Below are 22,237 nucleotides of genomic sequence, written 5' to 3' on the forward strand. Positions count from 1 at the left end.
TCCCCAGTCGAGCGGGTGGCCACCGGGCATCGGGCCGCGCGGATTCAGCGGGGCGCCGGCGGGTGTTCGCCGGGGATAGTTGCCAGTCGTTCATCCAGGACGCGGGCGACGATGGCGAGTGCGTGCGGCGAAGTCATCTCGTTGTGGTTGACCTCGATGTCGTGATTGGTGATGTCGCCGGTGATGTACGGCCGCCAGCCTTCCGGGCCGAAGACCTCGGAGCTGTCCACGGTGGCGCTGAAATACAGTGCGTCGCCGTGGAATACCGGCCGCTGATAGCCGGTGCGGGCGCGGCCGGAGGCGTTGTAGGAGGCGGCCATGCGTTCCAGCGTGGCGGCGTCGATCAGGGAGACGCCGCCCATGCGGGTGCGGACCAGGTCGACCACGTCCTCGGCGGTGGCCTCGGGCGGGATGTCGGAGATACCGAGCATCGGGCCGAAGGCCTCGACCAGGGAGACGGCGGTGACCTGTTCGTGGCTGTCGGCGTCGGTGTCGCCGCTGTCGGCATCCAGCAGGGCGAGGGTTCCGATCTGTTCGCCCTCCGCCTGGAGTCTGGCCGCGATGGCGTGGGCGATGAGTCCGCCGAACGACCAGCCGAGCAGGTGATACGGGCCTTCCGGTCGCAGGCGGCGGATTTCGCGTAGATACCGCTCGACGAAGTCGTCGATGCTGCGCACCTGCGATTCGCCGGACAGGTCGGGGGCCTGCAGGCCGTAGATGGGCCTGCCGGGTGCGAGCATTTCGCCCAAACCCAGGTAGCTCCAGGCGATGCCCGAGGCCGGGTGGATGCAGAACAGGGCCGGGCCGTCGCCCTCGGTGCGGATGGGGAACACGACGTCCAGGCCGAATCCGGTGGGCCGGGCCGCGAGGTCGGCCGCCAGGGCGGCGGCCTCCGCCTGTTGCGCCCGCAGCCGCGATTCCTCCTCGGCCGCGGCGCGGGCGGCGGGTGTCTCGGCGAAATCGGCTGCCGCGGTGAGGGCTTCGATCCACAGCCGGGCCAGGCCCTCGACGTGGTCGCGGATCAGCAGCCTGCTCGGGTAGCTGATGTTCGCGCGCAGCTGTCCGCCGACGACCACCGCGTTGATCTCGATTTCCGCGGCGATCGGCACGTTCGGGTTCTCGGGGGCGGGCAGTTCGCCGAAGTCCTCGGCCGGCAGCCAGCCCAGGCCCTCCAGCCCGGCGGGCAGGTCGGCGTCGGCGTAGCGGCCCAGGTAGTTGAACCCGATGCGGCCGGGCACGCGGGCCGGGAGCTGCCGGGCGGTGTCCTCGTTGAGGTAGCGCAGCAGGCTGAATCCGATGCCCTTGTCCGGCAGCGCGAGTCGCTGCTGTTTGGCGGCGCGGATGGCCGCGCCCATGGCGGGTCCGCCCGCGAGGGCGTCGTCGACGTCGATGCCGGAGAGGTCCATTCGCATCGGGTACATGCTGGTGAACCAGCCGATGGTGCGGGACAGGTCCGCGCCGGGGATGATCTCCTGCTGGCGCCCGTGGCCTTCCATGCGGATCAGGACCGACGAGTTCTCAGCTGAATGCTTTGCCCGCCAGCGCAATACGGCCAGTGCGAGTCCGGCCAGCAGGGCGTCTTCCACCGACCCGTCGAACAGCGCGGGCAGTGTGGTGAGCAGTGCTGTGGTGACCTCGGGCGAAGCGGCGACATCGATGGCGCGCGCGGTGGCCGTGCTGTCGACGACGGGGTCGAGTTCGCGGGGGCCGATGAGCGGGTCCGGAACGTCGGCGATGCCACGCCAGTAGTCGAGTTCGGCCACCCGGGTCGCGCGGTGTGCTTCCTCGCGCAGGGCATGTGCCCAGCGGCGCATGGATGTTCCGGTCTCGGGCAGCATCGGGGTCGCGCCCTCGGCGAGCTGCGCCCAGGCCGAGATCAGGTCCGGGATCAGGATGCGCCAGGAGACGCCGTCGATCACGAGGTGGTGCGCCACCAGGAGCAGCAGGCCATTGCGGCGGGCCGCGGAATCCTCGGGATCGAGCCAGATCAGTTGCAGGACTGTGCCGTCGGCCGGATCCAGCCGGTCGAGCGCCGAATCCAGTTCAGCCGCGGCGAGTTCACGTTGCGCGGTGACATCGGAGGCGGTGAACGCGACCCGGCGCAGCAGCGCGTCCACGTCAATGTCGCCCGGCTCCCCCGTGCTGAGTCGCCACTCGCCCGCGTCCCGGGCCAGCCGCGCACGCAGCATGTCGTGCCGCGTCACCACCGCGCCGACGGTGGCGACGATCTGCTCGCGACTGATTCCGGCGGGCAGTTCCAGCACGGCCGACTGGGCGAAGCGCCCGAAATCGCCGCCGCGCTCGGTCATCCAGCGCACGACCGGGGTGAGCGGCATTTCGCCGACGCCGCCGCCCTCGAGCTCCTCGAGGACCACGGCCTCCCCCGCCGCGTCGGCGAGCGCCGCCAGCGCGGCCACGGTGCGATGCTCGAACACCTGCATCGGGGACAGTTCGATGCCGCGCAGCCGCGCCCGCGAGACCAGTTGGATGGCGAGAATGCTGTCGCCGCCGAGCGCGAAGAACGAATCCTCCGCGCCGACGCGGTCGCGGCCGAGCAGTTCGGCCACGATCTCGGTCAGGGCGAGTTCGGTGGGCGTGGTGGGCGCGCGATATTCGGCTTCGGCCTCGAAGACAGGTTCTGGCAGGGCCTTTCGATCGAGTTTGCCGACCGCGTTGAGCGGCATGGCATCGATCACCACGAATGCCGACGGCACCATGTAGCCGGGCAGCGCACCGGCGGCGTGGTCGCGCAGGGCGGCGAGATCCAGTTCGGTCCCGGGTTCCGGGACCACGTACGCGGCCAAGGCCATGGCCCCGCCCGGTGTCCGCACGCCCAGGGTGACGGCCGATTCGACGCCCTCGGCGCGCGCCAGCACCGCGTCGATCTCGCCGAGTTCGATGCGCTGGCCGCGGATCTTGACCTGGAAGTCGGTGCGGCCCAGGTATTCCAGCCGTGGCGCGGCGGGGCTGCCGGTCCAGCGGACCAGGTCGCCGGTGCGGTACATGCGGTCGCCGGGTGCGCCGTAGGGGTCGGTGACGAAGCGGGTCGCGGTCAGTCCGGGCCGCGCGTGGTAGCCGCGGGCCAGGGCTGGTCCGGCGAGGTACAGCTCTCCGGCCGCGCCGATCGGAACCGGTCGCAGCCGGGCGTCGAGGACCAGGGCGGTCGCGCCATTGATCGGGCCGCCGATGGTGATCGGCTGATCGGGACGCAAGGCGTCCGAAGTCGTTGCCCAAACCGTGAATTCGGTCGGTCCGTAGACGTTGAGCAGCGTGCGGTCGGCCGCCCAGCGCTCGGCCAGTTCGGATCCGATGGCCTCGCCGCCCACGCCCGCCACCCGCACGCTCGGTACCGCGGCGGGATCCATGGTCGCGAGCACCGAGGGTGTCATGGCCAGGTGCGTGACCTGTTCGGCGGCAACCAGATTCTGCAGGGCATCGCCACCGAAGACGTCGGGTGGCGCGACCACCGCCGCGCCACCGAAGCCGAAGGCCATCAGGGCCTCGTGCATGGACGCGTCGAAACTCGGTGAGGCGACCAGCAATACGCGGGAGGTCTCGTCGACCTGGAAGTTGTCGCGGATCGCCGCCAGGAAGTTCGCGAGCCCGCGATGCGAAACCGCTACGCCCTTGGGGGTTCCGGTCGATCCGGAGGTGTAGATCAGCCAGGCCGTATTGTCCGGGTGGACGTCGGCGAGCGGCGGCGGTGCGGTCTGGTCCTCGAATGTGTCCGCGCCCAGCAACATCCAGCCGACGGTGTCCGGCAGCTGCGGCCGATACGCCTCGGTGGTGAGGCCGAGGACCGCACCGGAATCGGAGAGCATGTGCTCGATGCGGTCGAGCGGATTGCGCGGGTCCACGGGCAGGAACGCGGCGCCGGTCTTGGCGACGGCCCAAACGGCGGTGAGCAGTTCCGCACCGCGCGACAGTGCCAGGGCCACAACGGTTTCGGCTCTCGCCCCGGCAGCCGACAGTCGGCCAGCCAGGGCGTCGGAGGCACGGTCGATTTCGCGGTAGGTGAGGGTGCGGCCCGCGGCGACGACGGCCGGTCGATCGGGGTACGCGGCGGCCGTGGCGGTGAGTATCTGCGCCAGAGTGACCGTCGTACCGGTATCGCGTGGACCGTGCGACGGCACCAGCGCTGCACGCTCGGCGGCGTCGAGAAGATCGATGTCCGAGACGCGGATAGCCGGATCTGCGGTGCCCGCGGCCAGCACTCGGACGAATCGTTCGGTCAGAGTCGCCACGGTATCGCGATCGAACAGATCGGTGGCGTAGACGAGCCGGCCGTTGATCCCCGCCGGTTCACCGCCGGGACCGAACTCCTCGCTGAAGACCCATTCGAGATCGAACTTGGACGCCGGTGCGGGTGCTTCCACCGGGCTGATCGTCAAGCCGGGCAGCGTGGTTCGCGGCGCCCGCAGGTTCTGGAAGGCGATCAGCACCTGGAACAGCGGATGGTGGGCGGTGGAGCGTTCGGGGGCCAGCGCGTCCACGAGGCGTTCGAACGGCAGCTCCATGTGCTCGTAGACGGCCAGGTCCGACTGCCGGACGGCATCGAGGGTGGTCGCGAACGCGGCGTCGGGATCCAGCTGGGTGCGCAGCACCACGGTGTTGACGAACATGCCGACCAGATCGTCGAGTTCGCCCTCGCCGCGTCCGGCGACGACCGAGCCCAGCGCGATGTCGTGCTCGCCGGAGAGGCGGGCCAGCAGGATCGACAGCGCGGTGTGCACCACCATGAACGGGCTCGCACCGTGTTCCCGGCCGAGGGTCTGCAGCCGGTCGTGGATCTCGGCGGGAATGGTGAATTCGACATCCGCGCCGCGACCGGAGGGCCGGGGCGGGCGGGGCCGATCGGTGGGCAGGCCGTGCACGTCCGGCAGACCGGCGAGGGCGGTGCGCCAGAACTCGAGTTGGCGGTGGGCGAGGGCGTCCGGGTCGTCGTCGGAGCCGAGCAGGTCCCGCTGCCACAGCGCGTAATCCGCGTACTGCAGCGGCAGCGGGTTCCACTGCGGTGCGGTGCCCGCCGCGCGAGACAGGTACGCGCCCACGATGTCTCGGGCCAGCGGGGCCATGGACCAGCCGTCGGCCGCGATGTGGTGCACGGCCCAGGCCAGCACGGTGTGCTCGGGTGCGATGTGCACCACGCAGACGCGCAGCGGTGTCTCGCGGGTGACGTCGAAACCGCGGGCCAGTTCGGATGCCAGCACGGACTCGACCTCGCCCGCTGTCGCGGTGACCTCGACGATCGGCGTGGAGCCGCTGGTGGCGGCCAGGATTCGCTGATACGGCTGCCCGTCCGGGTCGACCGGGTAGATGGTCCGCAGGCTCTCGTGCCGGGCGACGACATCGTCGACGGCGGCGCGCAGGGCCGTGATGTCCAGTGCGCCTTCGATATCGAACGCGCCCGGGATGTTGTAGGCCGGGGATTCCGGTTCCAGGCGGTTGAGGAACCACATGCGCAGTTGGGCGGCGGACAGCGGAATGCGTTCGGGCCGTGGGCGGGCCGTGAGTGCGGGGCGCGCGGCGCGTTCGCCGGTACGCAGTGCGGTGGCGAGTGCCGACACCGTCGGGGCGTCGAACAGCGTCCGCACCGGAACCCGGGTGTCGAGGGCCGCGCCGAGACGTGCGGTCACCTGGGTGGCGAGCAGCGAGTTGCCGCCGAGGGTGAAGAAGTGGTCGTCCGCGCCGACCCGCTCCTCACCCAGGACGTCGGCGAACACCTGGGCGACGAGGGTCTCGAATTCGCCTTCGGGCGCCCGGAATTCGCGGGTGCCGAATACGGGTTCGGGCAGGGCGCGGCGGTCCAGCTTGCCGACCGGGGTCAGCGGCAGCTCGTCGAGCACCGTAATGACCATGGGCACCATGTATTCCGGCAGCCGCTCGGCGAGATACGCGGTGAGCGCCGCGGTGTCGATGGTGTGGCCCGGGGCCGCGAGCACGTAGGAGGCCACGATGGTGGACCCGGCGGCGTCGGTGCGCCGGTGCCCGATGGTGACCGCGAAATCGACGGTCTCGTGGGCGACCAGGGCGGCGTCGATCTCGCCGAGTTCGATGCGGAAGCCGCGCACCTTGACCTGGAAGTCGTTGCGACCCACGTATTCGATGGCCGGTTGCCCGGTGGCGTCATTCCGCCAGCGCACCAGGTCGCCGGTGCGGTACATGCGCTCCCCTGGCGAACCGGGCTCGTAGGGGTTGGCGATGAAGCGCTCGGCGGTCAGGCCGGGCCGGGCGTGATATCCACGCGCGAGCTGGATGCCGGACAGGTACAGCTCACCCGTGACGCCGTCGGGGACCGGCCGCAGCCGCTGGTCGAGGACGAGTGCCCGCACACCGTGCAGGGGTGCGCCGATCACCAGCGGATCACCCACCGCCAGCGGGTGACTCATGTTCGTGACGATGGTGGTCTCGGTCGGGCCGTACACATTGACCAGGGCTCGTCGCGAGCCGTCGGCCGCGGGGGCCGTCCACTTGGCCACCATGTCCGCGGGCATGGCCTCGCCACCGGCGGCCAGCACCCGCAGGCTGTCCAGTCCGCTCGGGTCCAGGGTGGCGGCCGCGGCGGTGGTGATGAACGCGTGCGTGACCCGCCCGCCGCGAATGGCCTCCGCCAGTTCCTCGCCGCCGAGGATTCCGGGCGGGACGACGACCATGGTGGCGGCCGGGCCGACGGCCAGCAGCAGCTCCAGCATCGCGCCGTCGAAGCTCGGCGAGGCGAAATGCAAGGTGCGCGAGGTGGAATCGACCCGCAGGTGATCACGCTGCGCGCGGCTGTAATTGGCCAGACCGGCGTGGGTGACCAGCACGCCCTTGGGCACACCGGTGGAACCGGAGGTGTAGGTGATGTAGGCGATATTGCCCGGCCGCAGCGGAGCTCGGCGATCGGTATCCGATATCGGTGTGGCCGAGTGCTTTTCGATGGCCGCAACCAAGGCCGGGTCGTCCAATGCGAGCCACGGCCCGGGCAGTGCGGGCAGCGCCGGGAGGGCGGCACTCATGGCCACGCCGAACCGCGCGCCCGAGTCGGTGACCATGTGCTCGATGCGGTCGGCCGGGTAGTTCGGGTCGATGGGGACCAGGGCCGCACCGGACTTGGTGATCGCCCACATGGCCACCACCGAATCGATCGAGCGCGGAACGGCCATGGCCACCCGGACATCCGGGCCCGCGCCCCGGGCGATGAGTTCGCGCGCCAGCCGCGTCGAGGCGGCGTCCAGTTCGGCGTAGCGCAGGGTGCGACCGGCGCAGGTGACGGCCGGGCCGTTCGGATTCACGGCGACCGCCGCGGCCAGCAGCCGCGGCAGAGTGGACGGCGGCACCGCCGGACCGCCGGTGCGAGCCAGCAGGTCCGCGCGTTCGACGCGATCCAGCAGTTCCAGATCGCCGACCGGCAGCGCGGGCTCGGCGATGATCGTCTCCAGCAGCCGCAGGAAGCGATGCGCGAAGACCGCGACCGTCGACTCGTCGAAAAGATCGCGCGCGTAGGTGAATACGGCGGCCATGCCGTCGTCGCCGTCCTCGCGCATGGTCAGCATCAGGTCGAATCTGCTGGTGGTCTGCGGCATATCGAGCGGGACGACGGTGAGCTCGGGCAGCCGGAGCTCCGGGATCACCAGGTTCTGGTAGACCAGCAGCACCTGGACGATGGGATGGCGGGACTCGGAGCGCGCCGGGGCCAGCACATCCACCAGGCGTTCGAAGGGCATGTCGGCGTGCTCGAAGGCGGCGAGATCGGTCTCGCGGACGCGGGCCAGCAGATCGTCGAAGCTCTCGCCCGGGCGGATCCCGGTGCGCAGCACCAGCGTATTGACGAACATGCCGACCAGGTCGTCGAGTTCGCGACGGCCACGGCCCGCGACCGGGGTGCCGACCGCCACGTCCTGGCTGTCGGCCGAACGCGCCAGCAGTACGGCCAGTGCGGCGTGCACCACCATGAACGGGGTGGCGTGACGGGCGCGAGCGAAACGCTCGATGGCGGTGGTCAGTTCGCCGTCCATCCGCACGGTCCATTCCGCCGCGCGATGCGAGGCGCGCGCCGGACGCGGCCGGTCGGTCGGCAATTCCAGGTGATCGGGCAGGTCGGCCAGGGTTTGCGTCCAGTACTGAACCTGACGGGCCAGCAGTGACTCCGGATCGTCTTCGCCTCCGAGCCGATCTCGCTGCCACAGGGCATAATCCGCGTACTGCACCGGCAGCGGCTCCCACGCCGGTGTCTGCCCGACGGCGCGGGTCGCGTACGCGGCGGCCAGATCCCGGGTCAGCGGGGCCATGGAGAAGCCGTCGGTGGCGATGTGGTGGGCGACGAGCACGACCATGTGCTCCTCGGCGGCGATCCGGAATACGCGCAGCCGCAACGGGACACCGGCGGTGACGTCGAATCCCTCTGTGACAGTTCGGATCACCATCTCGAGCAGTTGATCGGCAGGGACTTCCACCGGTTCGAGCTCGAGGGAGACCTCGTGCGCGAGGTGAATCCGCTGGACGCCGACGCCGTCGACATCCGGGTAGTCCGTGCGCAGGGTCTCGTGACGGTCGAGCACGTCGTAGACCGCGGCCCGCAGCGCGGACATATCCAGATGGCCCGAAAGCCGCAGTGCCACCGGCACGTTGTAGGCCGGAGAGCCGGGATCGAAGCGGTTGACGAACCACATGCGCTGCTGAGCGGGCGACAGCGGCACCGCCTCCGGTCGCGGCCCCCGCACCAGCACCGGACCCCCATCCGCCGATTCCGCCGCGCGCACGCGCCGGGCCAGATCGGCGACGACCGGGGCCTCGAAGAGCATGCGCACCGGAACCGTGACGTCCAGTGCCTCGCTCAGCCGGGCCACCGCCCGGGTGGCGATGAGCGAATCCCCGCCGAGCACGAAGAAGTCATCGCGCGCGCCGATGCGGGTTAGCCCCAGGACATCGGCGAAGACCTCGGCGACAACCTTCTCCTCACCCACCGGCTCCACGTACTCCGCCTGCGCCACTTGCGGTTCTGGCAGCGCCCGCAGATCGACCTTGCCGCCGACCGTGCGCGGCAACTCCGGCAGCACCTGAATGCTCGACGGCACCAGGTAGCGCGGCAGACGCCCGCCCAGCCAGGCCGACAGGTCGGCTACATCCAGCGCGGAGCCGGGTTCGAGTGCGACGTAGGAAGCCAGCGTCATCGCGCCGCTCTGTGTGCGATGGGCGACCGTGATCGCCGCCGCCACCATCGGATGGGTCAGCAGGGCGGCATCCGCCTCACCGGGTTCGACACGAATCCCGCGGATCTTCACCTGGAAGTCCGTGCGCCCGACATAGACGAAACCGGCAGGCGTGCACCGCATCAGGTCGCCGGTGCGGTACATGCGAGCACCGGCGGTGTAGGGATCGGCCACGAACCGCGTCGCGGAAGCCGCTGTGCGCGCGGCATATCCGCGCGCCAGGGCAGGACCCCGGAGGTACAGCTCACCGACCGCGCCCAGCGGGACCGGACGCAACCACTGATCCAGCACCAGCATGGTCGCACCGGGCACCGGACTGCCGATCACCGACGCGGTATCCGGGGTCATCGCATCGCCATAACTGATCGCGATGGTGGCCTCGGCCGGACCGTAGGAATTCACCAGCAGCCGATCCGCACCCACCCGCGTCACCAGGGCAGGTGGGCAGGCCTCACCACCGGTGACGATGGCGCGCACCGATCGCAGATCCTCGGTCTCGAGCGTGCCGAGCACCGACGGCGTGCAGATCAGATGCGTCGCAGCACTTTCGGTGATGGCGGCGGCCAGCTCAGCTCCGGCATTGGCCTGCGGCGGGGCCAGCACCAGGGTGCCACCGGCCGTAAAGGTCGACAGCCACACCAGAATCGCGGCATCGAAAGCCGGATGCAGACAGTGCATCACGCGGGAATCGCGATCGATCCCGGCCCGCTCGATCGTGGCGGCAGCCATGCTCGCCAGACCGGCATGGGTGACCACGACACCCTTGGGGGTGCCGGTCGAGCCCGAGGTGAAGACCACGTACGCGGCGTGCTCGGGGCGCAGCGGCGCAGGGCGATCGGCGTCGGTGACCGGGGCCGACGACGAGGTCGCGGCCGGACGTCGGTCGGAAGTTCCGTCTACCTGTCCGCCAGCCTCTTCGACCTCCAGCTCGTCCTCGACCTCCAGGTCGTCCAGCGCCAACCACCTCAGTTCGGACGGCAGGTCGATGTCGGGCGAGGTACTGGTAATCCCCAGTGTGGCACCACATTCCACCGCCGTGGCGGCGGTGCGTGCGGCGGGTTGTGTGCTGTCGACCGGGACGAACGCCGCGCCGGTCTTGGCGACCGCCCAGATCGCCACCATGGCTTCGACCGACCGTGGCAGGACCACCAGCACGGCCCGCTCCGGCCCCGCGCCCGCGTCGATCAGCAGGCGCGCCAGCCGATTCGAGAGCGCGTCAAGTTCGTCGTAGGTGAGGTCGGTGGCGTGGAAGGGGTAGCGGGCGGGCGCCGCTGCCGCCATCGTTTCGGGGGTTGCAACCGCGCGAACAGCGACGTCCTGCGGGAATCCGGTGCCGGTCAACAACTCCGGCAGCAATCGGACCGGATGCGCCGGGCCGCCGTGCTGGATGGCGGGCGTGTCCAGCGGGTCCGCATCGGACAGGGCCGCGGTGCGACGGTGCGGGTCAGCGGCGATCTCGGCGAGCAGGCGTGCCAGGGAGCGGGCGATCGAATCCGCTTGGGGGGCGTCGAAGTAGCGGGGTGAGCGGGTCAGTTCCAGCCGGAGGCCGGTGTCGGCGTAGGCGGCGAGGGACAGGGGGTAGTGGGTGCCGTCGTGGCCTTCGATGCCGGTGACCGACAGTTGGGCCTGGCGGGTGGCGGCGGTGAGGGAGGCGGCGTCTACGGGGTAGGACTCGAAGACGGTGGCGGTGTCGAAGAGGGGGCCGAGGCCGGTGCGGGCGTGGATTTCGTCCAGGCCCAGGAATTGGTGTTCGGCCAGGGCGGCCTGCTCGTGTTGGACCCGGGACAGGAGGTCGGCGACCGGTTCGGCGGGGTTCAGGCGGATGCGGACCGGGACGGTGTTCACCAGCATGCCGACCATGCGTTCGGCGTCGGCGAGTTCGGGCGGGCGGCCCGAGACGGTCGCGCCGAAGACGATATCGGCGGAGCCGGTGAGCCCGGCCAGGGTCAGCGCCCAGGCGGCCTGGACCAGGGTGTTCACGGTGACCTGGCAGTCCGCGGCGGTGGCCCGCAGGCGGTCGATCAGGCCCTCGGGCAGCGGGACATCGTGGGCGACGGGGCCGGTGGCGGCGTCGGCGCGGGGCGCGCCGGGGGCCACCAGGGTCGGGCCGTCGAGTCCGGCCAGCGCCTCCGACCAGGCGGTGCGGGCTCGCTCGGCGTCACGGTCGGCGATCCACTCCAGGTAGCGGCGGAACGGCACCGCGGGCTCGAATCCGCCTGTGTCCCCGGAGTTTTCGTACAGGGCGATCAGTTCCGCGAACAGCAGCGGCATGGACCAGCCGTCGAGGATCAGGTGGTGATTGGTGATGACGAGCCGGAATCGCCGCTCCCCCAATGCGATACACAGGAAGCGGAGCAGCGGAGGTGTATCGACGGAGAAGGGGATGCGCAGTTGCTCCGCGGCCAGCTCGTCGAGCTCGGCGGGGGTCGCGTTCAATGCCTCGCGATACTCGCACGGCACCTCGACGTGGGCAGAGATCACCTGCACGGCACCGTCACCGGTTTGCACGAAGCCCGCGCGCAGCACATCGTGCCGCCGGACCAGCGCCTCGGCGGCGGAGGTCAGACGGCCGAAGTCGAGGTCGGCCTCCACATCGATGACGGCCTGCACCGAGTACCCGTCCGGGCCGCCCTCGGCCAGCTGGGACTGGAAGAGCAGGCCGCGCTGCAGCGGGGTCAACGGCCAGACATCGTCGAGGCGGCCGTAATGCTGTTCCCAGGCATCGATATCGGCCTGCGTCACCGACAGCAGGTCCAGGTCGCTCGGGGTGAATCCGCCGGACTCCGGATCGCCGACCAGCGTCGCGACTTCGGTCACCGCCGAAACCCACTCCCGTGCCAGCGCTTCCACGTCGGCGGCGTCGATCGCGCCGGACGCGTACTGCCAGATGGCCCGGATCCGTTGACTGTCGGACGATTCCAGCGTCACCGCGTCTACGGCGAGCACGGCGGCCAGCGGCATGTTCGGATCGGCGTGGCCGCCCATACGGTCCACCATGGACACCGGTAGCCAATCGCCTTCGCCGACGCCGTCAGGAATCTGCCCGAGGTAGTTGAACCCGACTTGCGGTTCGGGCAGCTCGGCCAGCTCACGTGCCGTGGCGGGATTCGAATAGCGCAGCAGGCCGAAACCCATGCCGCCCCGCGGCACCGCGCGCAGTTGCTCCTTGACAGTCTTGATGGCGGCCGAAACAGACTCCGGCTCAACAGGTCCGACCCGTACCGGGACCTGCGCCGTGAACCATCCGACGGTGCGGGACAGATCCGCGCCCGGCACCACCGCTTCCTCGCGCCCGTGCCGTTCGACGCCCACGACGGTGGCGCTCGCCGATTCCCCACGCCCGCTGCGCCATCGGGCCATGGCCAGGGCCAGCGCGGCCAGCAGCGCGTCTTCGACACCGCAGTGATAGGCCGAGGTGATCCGGCCGATCAGCGTGGCCGAGGCCTCGCCGGGCACCTCGACCTCGAGCCGCCCGGCCGTCCCGTGCGTATCCACCGCCGGATCGAGCCGGCGTGTGCCGAGCACCGCATCCGGAGCCAGAGTCGTTCGCCAGTAATCCAATTCATCCGACGGCCACCCGTCCGATTCGGCGAGCGAGGTCAGCGCGTGCGCCCAGGTGCGCATGGAGGTGCCGGTCTCCTGGAGTTCCGGCGTCGTCCCGGCCGAGACCTGCGTCCAGGCAGACAGCAGATCGGGCAACAGGATTCGCCACGAGACCGCATCGCAGGCGAGGTGGTGCACCGCGATCAGCAGCCGCCCGGAGTCCGTCGGCCCGGCATCCAGCCAGGTGAACGCGAGCATGACCCCCGCGCGAGGATCCAGCCGGTCGACCGCCGCGGTGAGCTCCCGGGTGACGGCCGCGTCATCGATATCGGCTGCGGTGCACTCGATTCGGGTCAGCAGGCCGTTCGCGTCGGTAGCCTCGGGGATCTCCAGCTGCGGTCCATCGTCGGAGTCGACGATCCGGGTGCGCAGCATGTCGTGCCGGTCCAGCAGGGCCTGCACGCTGCGGGTGAGGGCCTCGGGGTCGATTCCGCCGGGCAGCCGCACGACCATGGATTGCGCGAAGTGCTCCCAGCCGGGCCGGTTCAGCAGCCACGCGGCGACCGGAGTGAGCGGCAGGCGGCCGATGCCGCCGCCCGGGAGCTCGGCCAGGCGGGCCGGGCGGTCCTCCAGGCGGGCCGCCACTGCGGCCAGCGCGGCCGGGGTGCGGTGTTCGAACACTTCGCCGGCGGAGAACACCAGCCCGGCGGCCCGGGCGCGCGAGACCAGGGTGATCGCCATGATCGAATCGCCGCCGAGCGCGAAGAACGATGTATCGGGCGTGACGGCATCGCTGGCGAGGATCTCGGCGTAGAGGTCGCAGAGCAGCCGCTCGGACTCACTGGCCACGGCGCGGCGAACCGGCTGCGCCACAATCGGTTCCGGTAACGCCCGCCGGTCCACCTTGCCATTGGCGGTGAGCGGCAGCGCGCCGAGCACCGTGACGGTCGCGGGCACCATGTAGGGCGGCAGGCGATGCGAGGCGTGCTCGAGCAGTTCGGATTCGGTTATCGACGTCTCGGCGCGCGGCACCACGTAGGCCGCGAGCATGGCCCCGCCGCTGGGAGTCGGCCGCGCGACGGTCACCGCGATCTCCACCGCCGGATGCGTGTTCAGTGCGGCATCGATCTCGCCCAGCTCGATCCGCATCCCGCGCAGCTTCACCTGGAAGTCACTGCGCCCGACGTACTCGAGGACACACGATTCCGCACCCGCGACCCGGGTCCAGCGCACCAGATCCCCGGTCCGATACATGCGGGTCCCGGCCGGTCCCGAAAGAGCGGGCACGAAGCGTTCAGCGGTCAGCGCGGGGCGGCCGACATAGCCGCGCGCCACGCCGGGACCGGTCACGTACAGCTCACCGGCGACACCGATCGGCACCGGGCGCAGCCAGCGATCCAGCACCAGCATGCCCGCGCCGCGAATGGGATCGCCGAGACCGGCGTTCTCCCCCGGCACCAGGCCTTTGGTGTAGGTGACGGCCACGGTGGTCTCGCTGGGACCGTACGAATTCAGCAGGTCACGCCCGATTCCGAAGCGCGCCACGATCTCCGGCGGCGTCGGCTCACCGCCCGAGGACACCGCGCGCACGCCGTCGAGCGCGTGCGGATCCAGGGTCGACAGCACCGCGGGCGTCGAGCACACCTGGGTGATGCCGTATTCCCGGACCAGCGCGGCCAACTCGGAACCCAGCACCGGATCGGGCTCGGCGACAACGAGTGTCGTGCCGGAGGCGAAGGCCATCAGCCATTCGAGGACGGCGGCGTCGAAGCTCGGATTCAGGCATTGCAGCACCCGCGCTCCGGGGGTCACCCGGTACGAATCCACAATGGCCGCGGCCAGACCCGCGAGCCCGGCATGGGTCACCACCACGCCTTTGGGCACACCGGTCGAACCGGAGGTGAAGACGATGTAGGCCGGATTCGCCAGGCGCGGACGGACCGGCAGCTCGGCGGGTGTCAACGGAGCCGCGGATTCGCTCCCCGCCCCGTCCACCAGGCCGTCGAGGGCGATCCACCGCACCGAATCCGGCAGGTCACCGGACTCCGTGGACAGCGTGAGCCCGATGGCGGCATCGCATTCGGCCGCGATCCGCGCGATCCGGTCTCCGGGCATCCCGGTGCCCAAGGGCACGAACGCCGCGCCGGTCTTCGCGACCGCCCACAACGCCACCATGGCCTCGATCGAGCGCGGAAGCCGCAGCAGCACCGCGGATTCCGGACCCACAGCACCGGAAGACTCAGCGATTATCCTGCGCGCCAGCCGATTCGAGAGCCCATCCAGCTCGCCGTAGGTCAGCCGTCGCTCCCCCGCCATGACCGCCACGGCCTCGGGCCCGGCGGTGCGCAGCCCGGATTCCAGAATCTCCGGCAGCAGCCGCGGTTCCGGCGCGGGCCCGCCGTGCGCCCCGGCAAGCACGGGCTCATCCACGGCCGTGCTGTAGCTCAATGCCTCGATCGGGGTGTCGACCTCCGCGTCCAGCAGCGAGTCGAGCAATCCGAGGAATCGCCGGTGATGGGTGCGCAGCGAATCCTCTTCGTAGAGCCGGGGATTCGCGGCGAAATCCACATGAATCGGCGCGTCCGCACCGTGCTGGTAGAAGTTCACGAACAGGTCCTCGATAGGACCCGAGGTGAGCACGTGCAGGCTGGATTCCAGTCCCGCGAAATCGATTCCGGCCGAGAACATCATGATGTTGATGACCGGCCCGACGATCCCGCGGCTGAGCTCCGGCTGCCCCGCACCGTCGCCCTCGCGCATGTCCTCGTGCCGGAATCGCTGATGCCGCAACGCACCCGAGGCCGCGACGCCCAGCGCCGTCAGCACCTCGCCCACCCGTCCGGCCCGCGGCACCCGCACCCGCAGCGGCACCACATTGGCGATCATGCCGCCCGAACGCCGCAGCACCGCCGTGGTCCGGCCGGAGACCGGCAGGCTCAGCACCACGTCCTCGGTGGCGGTGATCCGCCCGTAGTACAACGCGACGGCCGCCATCACCACACCGGCCGCACTGCTGTCGAACCGGCGCGCGGCGGCCTGCAGGCGCGCCGAGGTGGCCTCGGGCAGCTGCTCGCGGGCCTCGCGCGCCAGGGTGGCGGCGGGCGCGGTGGCGGCCACCAGGCTGCACCGCTCGGGCATCGCGGCGGTCACCTCGCGCCAGTACGCGGCGTCGGTGGCGAACCGGGTCGATTCCCGGTACGCCATCTCCGCCTCGTGCACCTCCGCAAGGGAGGCCGCGGTGCCGGGAGGCGCCGTTTGCCCGTGCACCGCGGCGTTGTACAGCTCGGCGACCCGATACAGCATGGTCACCGAACCGAATCCATCGATGAGGATGTGGTGTGCTCTGGTGTACCACAAGTGATGGGACTCCCCGACCCGGATCACCGTTGTTACTCCGGCATTCTCACCGAGCAGGTCGATGGGCTCGGCCACCTCCGCCCGCATCCAGGCCAGCGCCGCGGCCACCGGATCGGGCCGGTCGCGCAAGTCCAGGAACCCCACCTCCGGCGTGATCGCCGGGTCGACCAGCTGATACGGCTGCCCCTCGATCTCGACGAGTCGCAGTACGCCGGAACCGAATTCGCGCGCCGCGGTCACCGAGGCCCGGCGCAGCGCGTCCAGATCCAGCGGTCCGCGCATCTCGATGTACTGGGCCTCCGACAGCGGCACCGTCGGATCCAGTTGCTGCGCATACCACATGCCCCGCTGGGCGGGGGACAACGGAAAGACGGTGGCGGAGCGATCCGCCGCGAGTTCACGCGTCATGAATGCCTACCTGCTGGTAACGGAAAGTCCGGATGTCAAGCGCCCCACCATGACCGCGCGCACGTGTGCGGGCACCGACGGCGCGAACTTGCGTACGTACGCGTCGGTCCATTCCGGTCGATCCAGCAGGAACGGTAAATCGGTCGTCATCATCGAGCGCACCACCAGCATGGGCAGCGGTGCGTCCAAGGGGCGAAAATCCTTGTTCCACAATCCCGGTTGGTCACAACCCGGATAAAATTGCCCCAGCATGATGCCGCGTTCGACGAACTTGCTCTTGAATTCCGCGTGCATCTCATCGATGAGCGTATAATCGTTCAAATTCGGGAATACCATGATCAATCCGCGCAGTACCGATGTGGAACTGCCATTCCCCGTGGGCAGTTCGGGATAGAGCTCCAACGCGTCGGACAGGATCGCGCGCACCCATTCCGGCCGTGGCCGCACCGCCGGGACCTGCGCCAACCACAGCAGACCGCGCCGCAGCGACGGCTTCACGTACGGGCAGACCGGCCCGTCGCGGCCCAGATCGTCGCTGGGCCGGGTCAAAAAGGAATCGGCCCAAGATCGAAAATCCGCGACCGTCGGCCGGGCGGCCGGGCACGATGCGGAATCCCCCAAAGCGGTGTCCCCCAAAGGAACCCATTGCAGCCCCGAGCGGGGGCCGATAACACGCTCGCTCATGACTCACCTCGGATGATCGAGCTACGGCAGAACAAGGCGCCGTTGCCCACATAGATAAATGGTGCTCCGGTCATGGGCCGTTAACACGAGTAGTGCACTACCCAATTTCTCTCCACCGCCCCCTATTTCGGGGGCAGGCCATTAAGAAGCAACCGTTCGAGCATTACCCGGAGCGATCAACGCAACACCCGTATCTGCTGCATCATGTCGTGGTCGGCGTGATCGAGATTGTGGCAGTGCCAGACATAGCCGCGGATCTCCTCGTCACCGGCATCGTGCTCCCCCATCCCGGACATGGCCATATCCCCGGTCGGGGACATGGCCTCGGCGCCCGGCGGCACCCGCACGGGGCTGTCCGGATCGAAGCCGAGCTCCGCGACCGTGGGCCAGCGCACCAGCACCCGGGTGACGGCCTCGGTCGGGCATTCGACGGTGTCCTTCCAGCCCGTCTCCCAATCCGGGGGCGGCTGCAGCGGACCCGCGGTGAAGTTGTCGACGGGCGGGGCCCAGCGGGTGCCGAAGGCCGGCGGCGGGTCGGAATACCAGTAGTCGTAGGGCGCGATGGGCTGGCGGCCGAGGATGCGCAGCCGGGCCAGGTGGATGTGGATCGGATGGTCGAAGGAGGTGGTGTTGACGATGTCCCACTGCTCGACGGCCCCGGCCTGCGCCATATCGATGTCGGTGCCCAGGAACGGCAGATTGTCGAGCACCCCCATGCCCGGGAAGACGGCCGCCAGCCGGGCATCGTCGTTGTAGCCCATCAGGGTCACGGTGCGCACCGAATCCGGCGCGGGCAGCTCCCCCAGCGGCTCGGGCAGCCCGGGTCCGCCGCGTAGCACGGTGGGGATGACCGCGGGCGGGCCGTCCCCGGCCACCGTGAAGCGCATGATGTCGCGCAGCTCCGGGACCATGAAGAAGGTGTTGCCGATGTCGTTCAGCGCGACATTGATCAGATCCACCACGTCCCCGTCGTGCAGCCCGCTGAAGTCCACCAGCAGATCCACCCGCTCGCCGGGGCTGACCCGGATGGTCGGCGTGGGAACGGGTGCGTCCAGCAGCCCGAGATCGCCCCCGATCGCCCAGATCGGCATGCCGTTGGTGAAGGTGAACACGTAGGGCCGCGAATTGGAGCCGTTGAGCAGCCGGAAGCGGTAGAGCGTGCGGCGCACCTCGAGGCGCGGCCACACCACCCCGTTGACGCAGGCCACGTCGCCCAGCTGCCCGGACTGGTTGTAGCCCTGCGGAAGATAGAGCCCGACCATGGGCTGCACCGTGCCGTCGGCATTGAAGGTGCGGTCCTGCACGATCAGCGGGATCTCGAACTCACCGCTGGGCAGGCCGAGCGGGTTGTCGGCCTCGCCGGTGTCGAATTCGTCCCGGATGTAATACATTCCGGCCAGCCCGGCCTGAATATTGAGGCGGGTGATGCCCATCGCGTGGTCGTGGTACCAGAGTGCCGTCGCCTCTTGCCGATTCGAGTACGTGTAGCTGGGCCGCCCGCCATTGCGCCAGCCGATCAGCGGATGCCCGTCCGAGTCCGGGGAGTTCACCCCGCCGTGCAGGTGGACGGTGAAGCGCGGATCGGTGCGGTCCTGCTCGGTCACGCCGTGCATGGTCAGATCGACGTGCTCGGCCATCACGTGCGTGCCGAGGTCGTTGCGGAAGACGATGTGCGCCTGGCGATCCCGGCGCGCCTCCAGGCACGGACCCAGGATCGGCCGGGAGTAGCCCCAGCTGCGGGTCTCCGGCAGATCCCGGTGATAGCGGTGGATCGCGGAGCTCGCCGCCAATTCCCCTGCCGCCGGGACCGTTTCAGGTATAGGCAGCTCATCGACGAAGGGCTGCAACGGCGGTGAGTGGTAGTTCAGCGGAGTCAGCGGCATGGACGGCAGCCGTGGCATCGGCAGCGGTGGCGGCGGCACCGGGGACGGATCGGCATGTGCGGTCGCGGCGACCCCCAGGCCCAGCAGGGCCAGGGCCCCCTTCAGGAACCCCCGTCGCGGCAGGTTCTCGCTCATGATCCGCCCCCGGTGTAGACCGTCCTCGGACTTCTCCGATTCTGTACCCGGGTCTCTCGCGCGCTTCGGGTCCTCGTGGTGATCGTTACCCGATTGCGTATAAACCGACGCCGCGGTGTGTTCTGGCGTTTGTGCGGTGATGGGACACCCCGACCCTGATCACCGTCGTCACGCCGGACCTAACCGCTGGTCGCGCAGGATTCCTCCTCCGGCCGCTCCTCGTAGGCCGGAACCCACGACGAGGGGCGAGATGTCAAGCGTCCCACCATGACCGACCGCACATGCGCGGGCAGCGTCGGTGCGAACTTGCGCACATATGCGTCCGCCCATTCCGGTTTGTCGAGCAGGAATGGGAAATCGGTCGTCATCATGGACCGCACCACCAGCATCGGCAGCGGCGCGTCCAATGGCCGAAAATCCTTGTTCCACAAGCCCGGTTGGTCACAGCCCGGATAAAACTGCCCGAGCATCGTCCCGCGCTCGACGAACTTGCTCTTGAATTCGGAGTGGATTTCATCGATCAGCGTATAATCCGTCATATTCGGAAATACGGTGATCATCGAACGCAACACGGAGCTGGAACTGCCGTTCCCCGTAGGCAGTTCGGGATAAAGCTCCATTGCGTCCCGGATGATGGCCCGTACCCACATCGGCCGCGGCCGCTCGGCCGGGACCTGGGCCATCCAGAGCAGGTCCCGCCGCATCGACGGCTTCACGTACGGGCATACCGGTCCGTCCCTGCCCAGCTCGTCACTGGGTTGGGTCAGAAAGGAATCAGCCCAAGATCGAAAAGCCGCCACCGTGGACTTGGCGGCTGGGCACGATGATCCGGTCTCCCCCAAAACGGTGTCCCCCAAAGGAACCCATTGCAGCCCCGAGCGGGGGCCGATAACACGCTCGCTCATGACTCACCTCGGATGATCGAGATACGGCACAAGAGGGTGCCGATATCCATACACCCTAAATAGTGCGCCGGTCATGGGCCGTTAACACGAGTAGTGCCGTACCCAATTTGTCTACGCCGCCCCGAATTTCGGGGGCAATGGAATAAAAGAAAAGACCGGTCAGGCATTGACCGGTCTTTCCTACGAGCTATGTATCAGGCTCCGATGAGCCGCGCCGCCAGGTAGCCCTCGACCTGATCCAGCGCCACCCGCTCCTGGGCCATCGAGTCCCGTTCGCGCACGGTGACCGCCTGGTCCTCCAGCGTGTCGAAGTCGACGGTGATGCAGAACGGGGTGCCGATCTCGTCCTGGCGACGGTAGCGGCGGCCGATCGCCCCGGCGTCGTCGAAGTCCACGTTCCAGTTCTTGCGCAGCTTCGCCGCGAGGTCCTTCGCCTTGGGCGAGAGGTCCGCATTGCGCGACAACGGCAGGACAGCCGCCTTGACGGGGGCGAGCCGGGGATCCAGGCGCAAGGTGGTGCGAGTCTCCATGGTGCCCTTGGCCGTCGGCACCTCCTCCTCGTGGTACGCGTCCACCAGGAAGGCCATCAGCGAACGGGTCAGACCGGCCGCCGGCTCGATCACGTACGGGGTGTAGCGCTCGCCCGAGTTCTGGTCGATGTGCACCAGATCCGTGCCGGAATGCTCGGAGTGGGTCTTCAGGTCGAAGTCGGTGCGGTTGGCCACGCCCTCGAGCTCACCCCACTCGCTGCCCTGGAAGCGGAAGCGGTACTCGATGTCCACCGTGCGGGTGGAGTAGTGCGAGAGCTTCTCCTTCGGGTGCTCGTAGAGCCGCAGGTTCTCCGGATCGATGCCCAGATCGGTGTACCAGGCCAGCCGGGTGTCGATCCAGTACTGGTGCCACTGCTCGTCCTCGCCCGGCTTGACGAAGAACTCCATCTCCATCTGCTCGAACTCACGGGTGCGGAAGATGAAGTTGCCCGGCGTGATCTCGTTGCGGAACGACTTGCCGATCTGCGCGATGCCGAAGGGCGGCTTCTTGCGCGCGGTGGTCTCGATGTTCTTGTAGTTGACGAAGATGCCCTGCGCGGTCTCCGGGCGCAGGTAGTGCATGCCCTCTTCGGACTCGACCGGGCCCAGATAGGTCTTCAGCATCATGTTGAAGTCCTTGGGCTCGGTCCACTGGCCGACGGTGCCGCAGTCCGGGCACACGATCTTGTCCATCGGGACCGAATCCGGGTCGTCGATCTTGTTCTTCTCGGCGTACGCCTCCTGCAGGTGGTCCTGCCGGTGCCGCTTGTGGCAGTTGAGGCATTCCACCAGCGGGTCATTGAACACCGCGACGTGGCCCGAGGCCACCCACACCTGACGCGGCAGGATGATCGACGAGTCGAGGCCGACCACGTCGTCGCGGCTGGTCACCATGGACCGCCACCACTGCCGCTTGATGTTCTCCTTGAGCTCCACGCCCAGCGGACCGTAATCCCAGGCCGACCTCGTTCCGCCGTAAATCTCACCGCTCGGGTACACGAGACCCCGACGCTTGGCGAGATTGGCGACGGTGTCCACCTTCGACTTGGGTGCCACTTGAACGTTTCTCCATCCGTGTCCGGAAGATTGCAAAGGATTGAGTCAAGACTATCTGCCGCGTGCTACGGGTTTAACACCGTGTCGTGTTTGACATGCGCAACCTTGCATATAAGAATGGCATCGGTTTCCAATAAGGAGTTGGTTCGATGACCACCGACAGCGGCGCGCCCATCCGGCGCTCGCACGTCGCGACCGAGGCTCCGGCCGCGATCCCGCACGACCCGTACCCGTACCGGTCGCCACAGCCACCGGCGGTACCGTCGCGCACCATTCTCGACTCTGCGGGCGAACTGCTACGCGCCCTGGCCGCGCCGGTGCGCATCGCCATCGTGCTGCAGCTGCGCGAATCGCCGCGCTGCGTGCACGAACTGGTCGACACCCTCGGGGTGACCCAGCCGCTGATCAGCCAGCACCTGCGGATCCTCAAGTCCGCGGGCGTGGTGCGCGGTGAGCGCACCGGGCGCGAGGTCATCTACGAACTGGTCGACGAACATCTCGCGCACATCGTGATCGACGCGGTCGCGCACGCCGAGGAAGGGTGA

The 22,237-nt window shown here is 69.1% G+C and carries 6 protein-coding genes; 1 reads left to right on the forward strand and 5 read right to left on the reverse strand.

Annotation, left to right across the window (positions count from 1 at the left end):
* Positions 1–44: 44 nt before the first annotated feature.
* From ACAM49_RS11595 to ACAM49_RS11615, 5 genes are all read right to left on the reverse strand, one after another.
* Entirely contained in the window at positions 45–16,499 is a 16,455-nt protein-coding gene (locus ACAM49_RS11595) for an amino acid adenylation domain-containing protein (protein WP_369635470.1), read from the reverse strand.
* Positions 16,500–16,505: 6 nt separating this feature from the next.
* On the reverse strand, positions 16,506–17,183 hold the full coding sequence (locus ACAM49_RS11600; RefSeq protein ID WP_369635471.1) for a DUF6875 domain-containing protein: 678 nt from the start codon (positions 17,181–17,183) through the stop codon (positions 16,506–16,508).
* A 176-nt stretch (positions 17,184–17,359) separates the two neighbouring features.
* Entirely contained in the window at positions 17,360–19,201 is a 1,842-nt protein-coding gene (locus tag ACAM49_RS11605) for a multicopper oxidase family protein (protein WP_369635472.1), read from the reverse strand.
* 179 nt (positions 19,202–19,380) lie between these two features.
* Positions 19,381–20,106, reverse strand: a complete 726-nt coding sequence (locus tag ACAM49_RS11610; protein ID WP_369635473.1) for a DUF6875 domain-containing protein — start codon at positions 20,104–20,106, stop codon at positions 19,381–19,383.
* A 194-nt stretch (positions 20,107–20,300) separates the two neighbouring features.
* Positions 20,301–21,692, reverse strand: coding sequence for a glycine--tRNA ligase (locus ACAM49_RS11615; protein ID WP_369635474.1), 1,392 nt, complete (start codon positions 21,690–21,692; stop codon positions 20,301–20,303).
* Between the two features lie 149 nt (positions 21,693–21,841).
* On the opposite strand from ACAM49_RS11615, the gene ACAM49_RS11620 reads away from it, so the two are divergent.
* Positions 21,842–22,237 carry an ArsR/SmtB family transcription factor gene (locus ACAM49_RS11620; protein WP_369635475.1) on the forward strand — a complete coding sequence of 132 codons (396 nt, stop codon included), beginning with the start codon at positions 21,842–21,844 and terminating at the stop codon, positions 22,235–22,237.

The sequence above is a fragment of the Nocardia sp. JMUB6875 genome (genome assembly GCF_041154655.1).
Lineage (GTDB): Bacteria > Actinomycetota > Actinomycetes > Mycobacteriales > Mycobacteriaceae > Nocardia.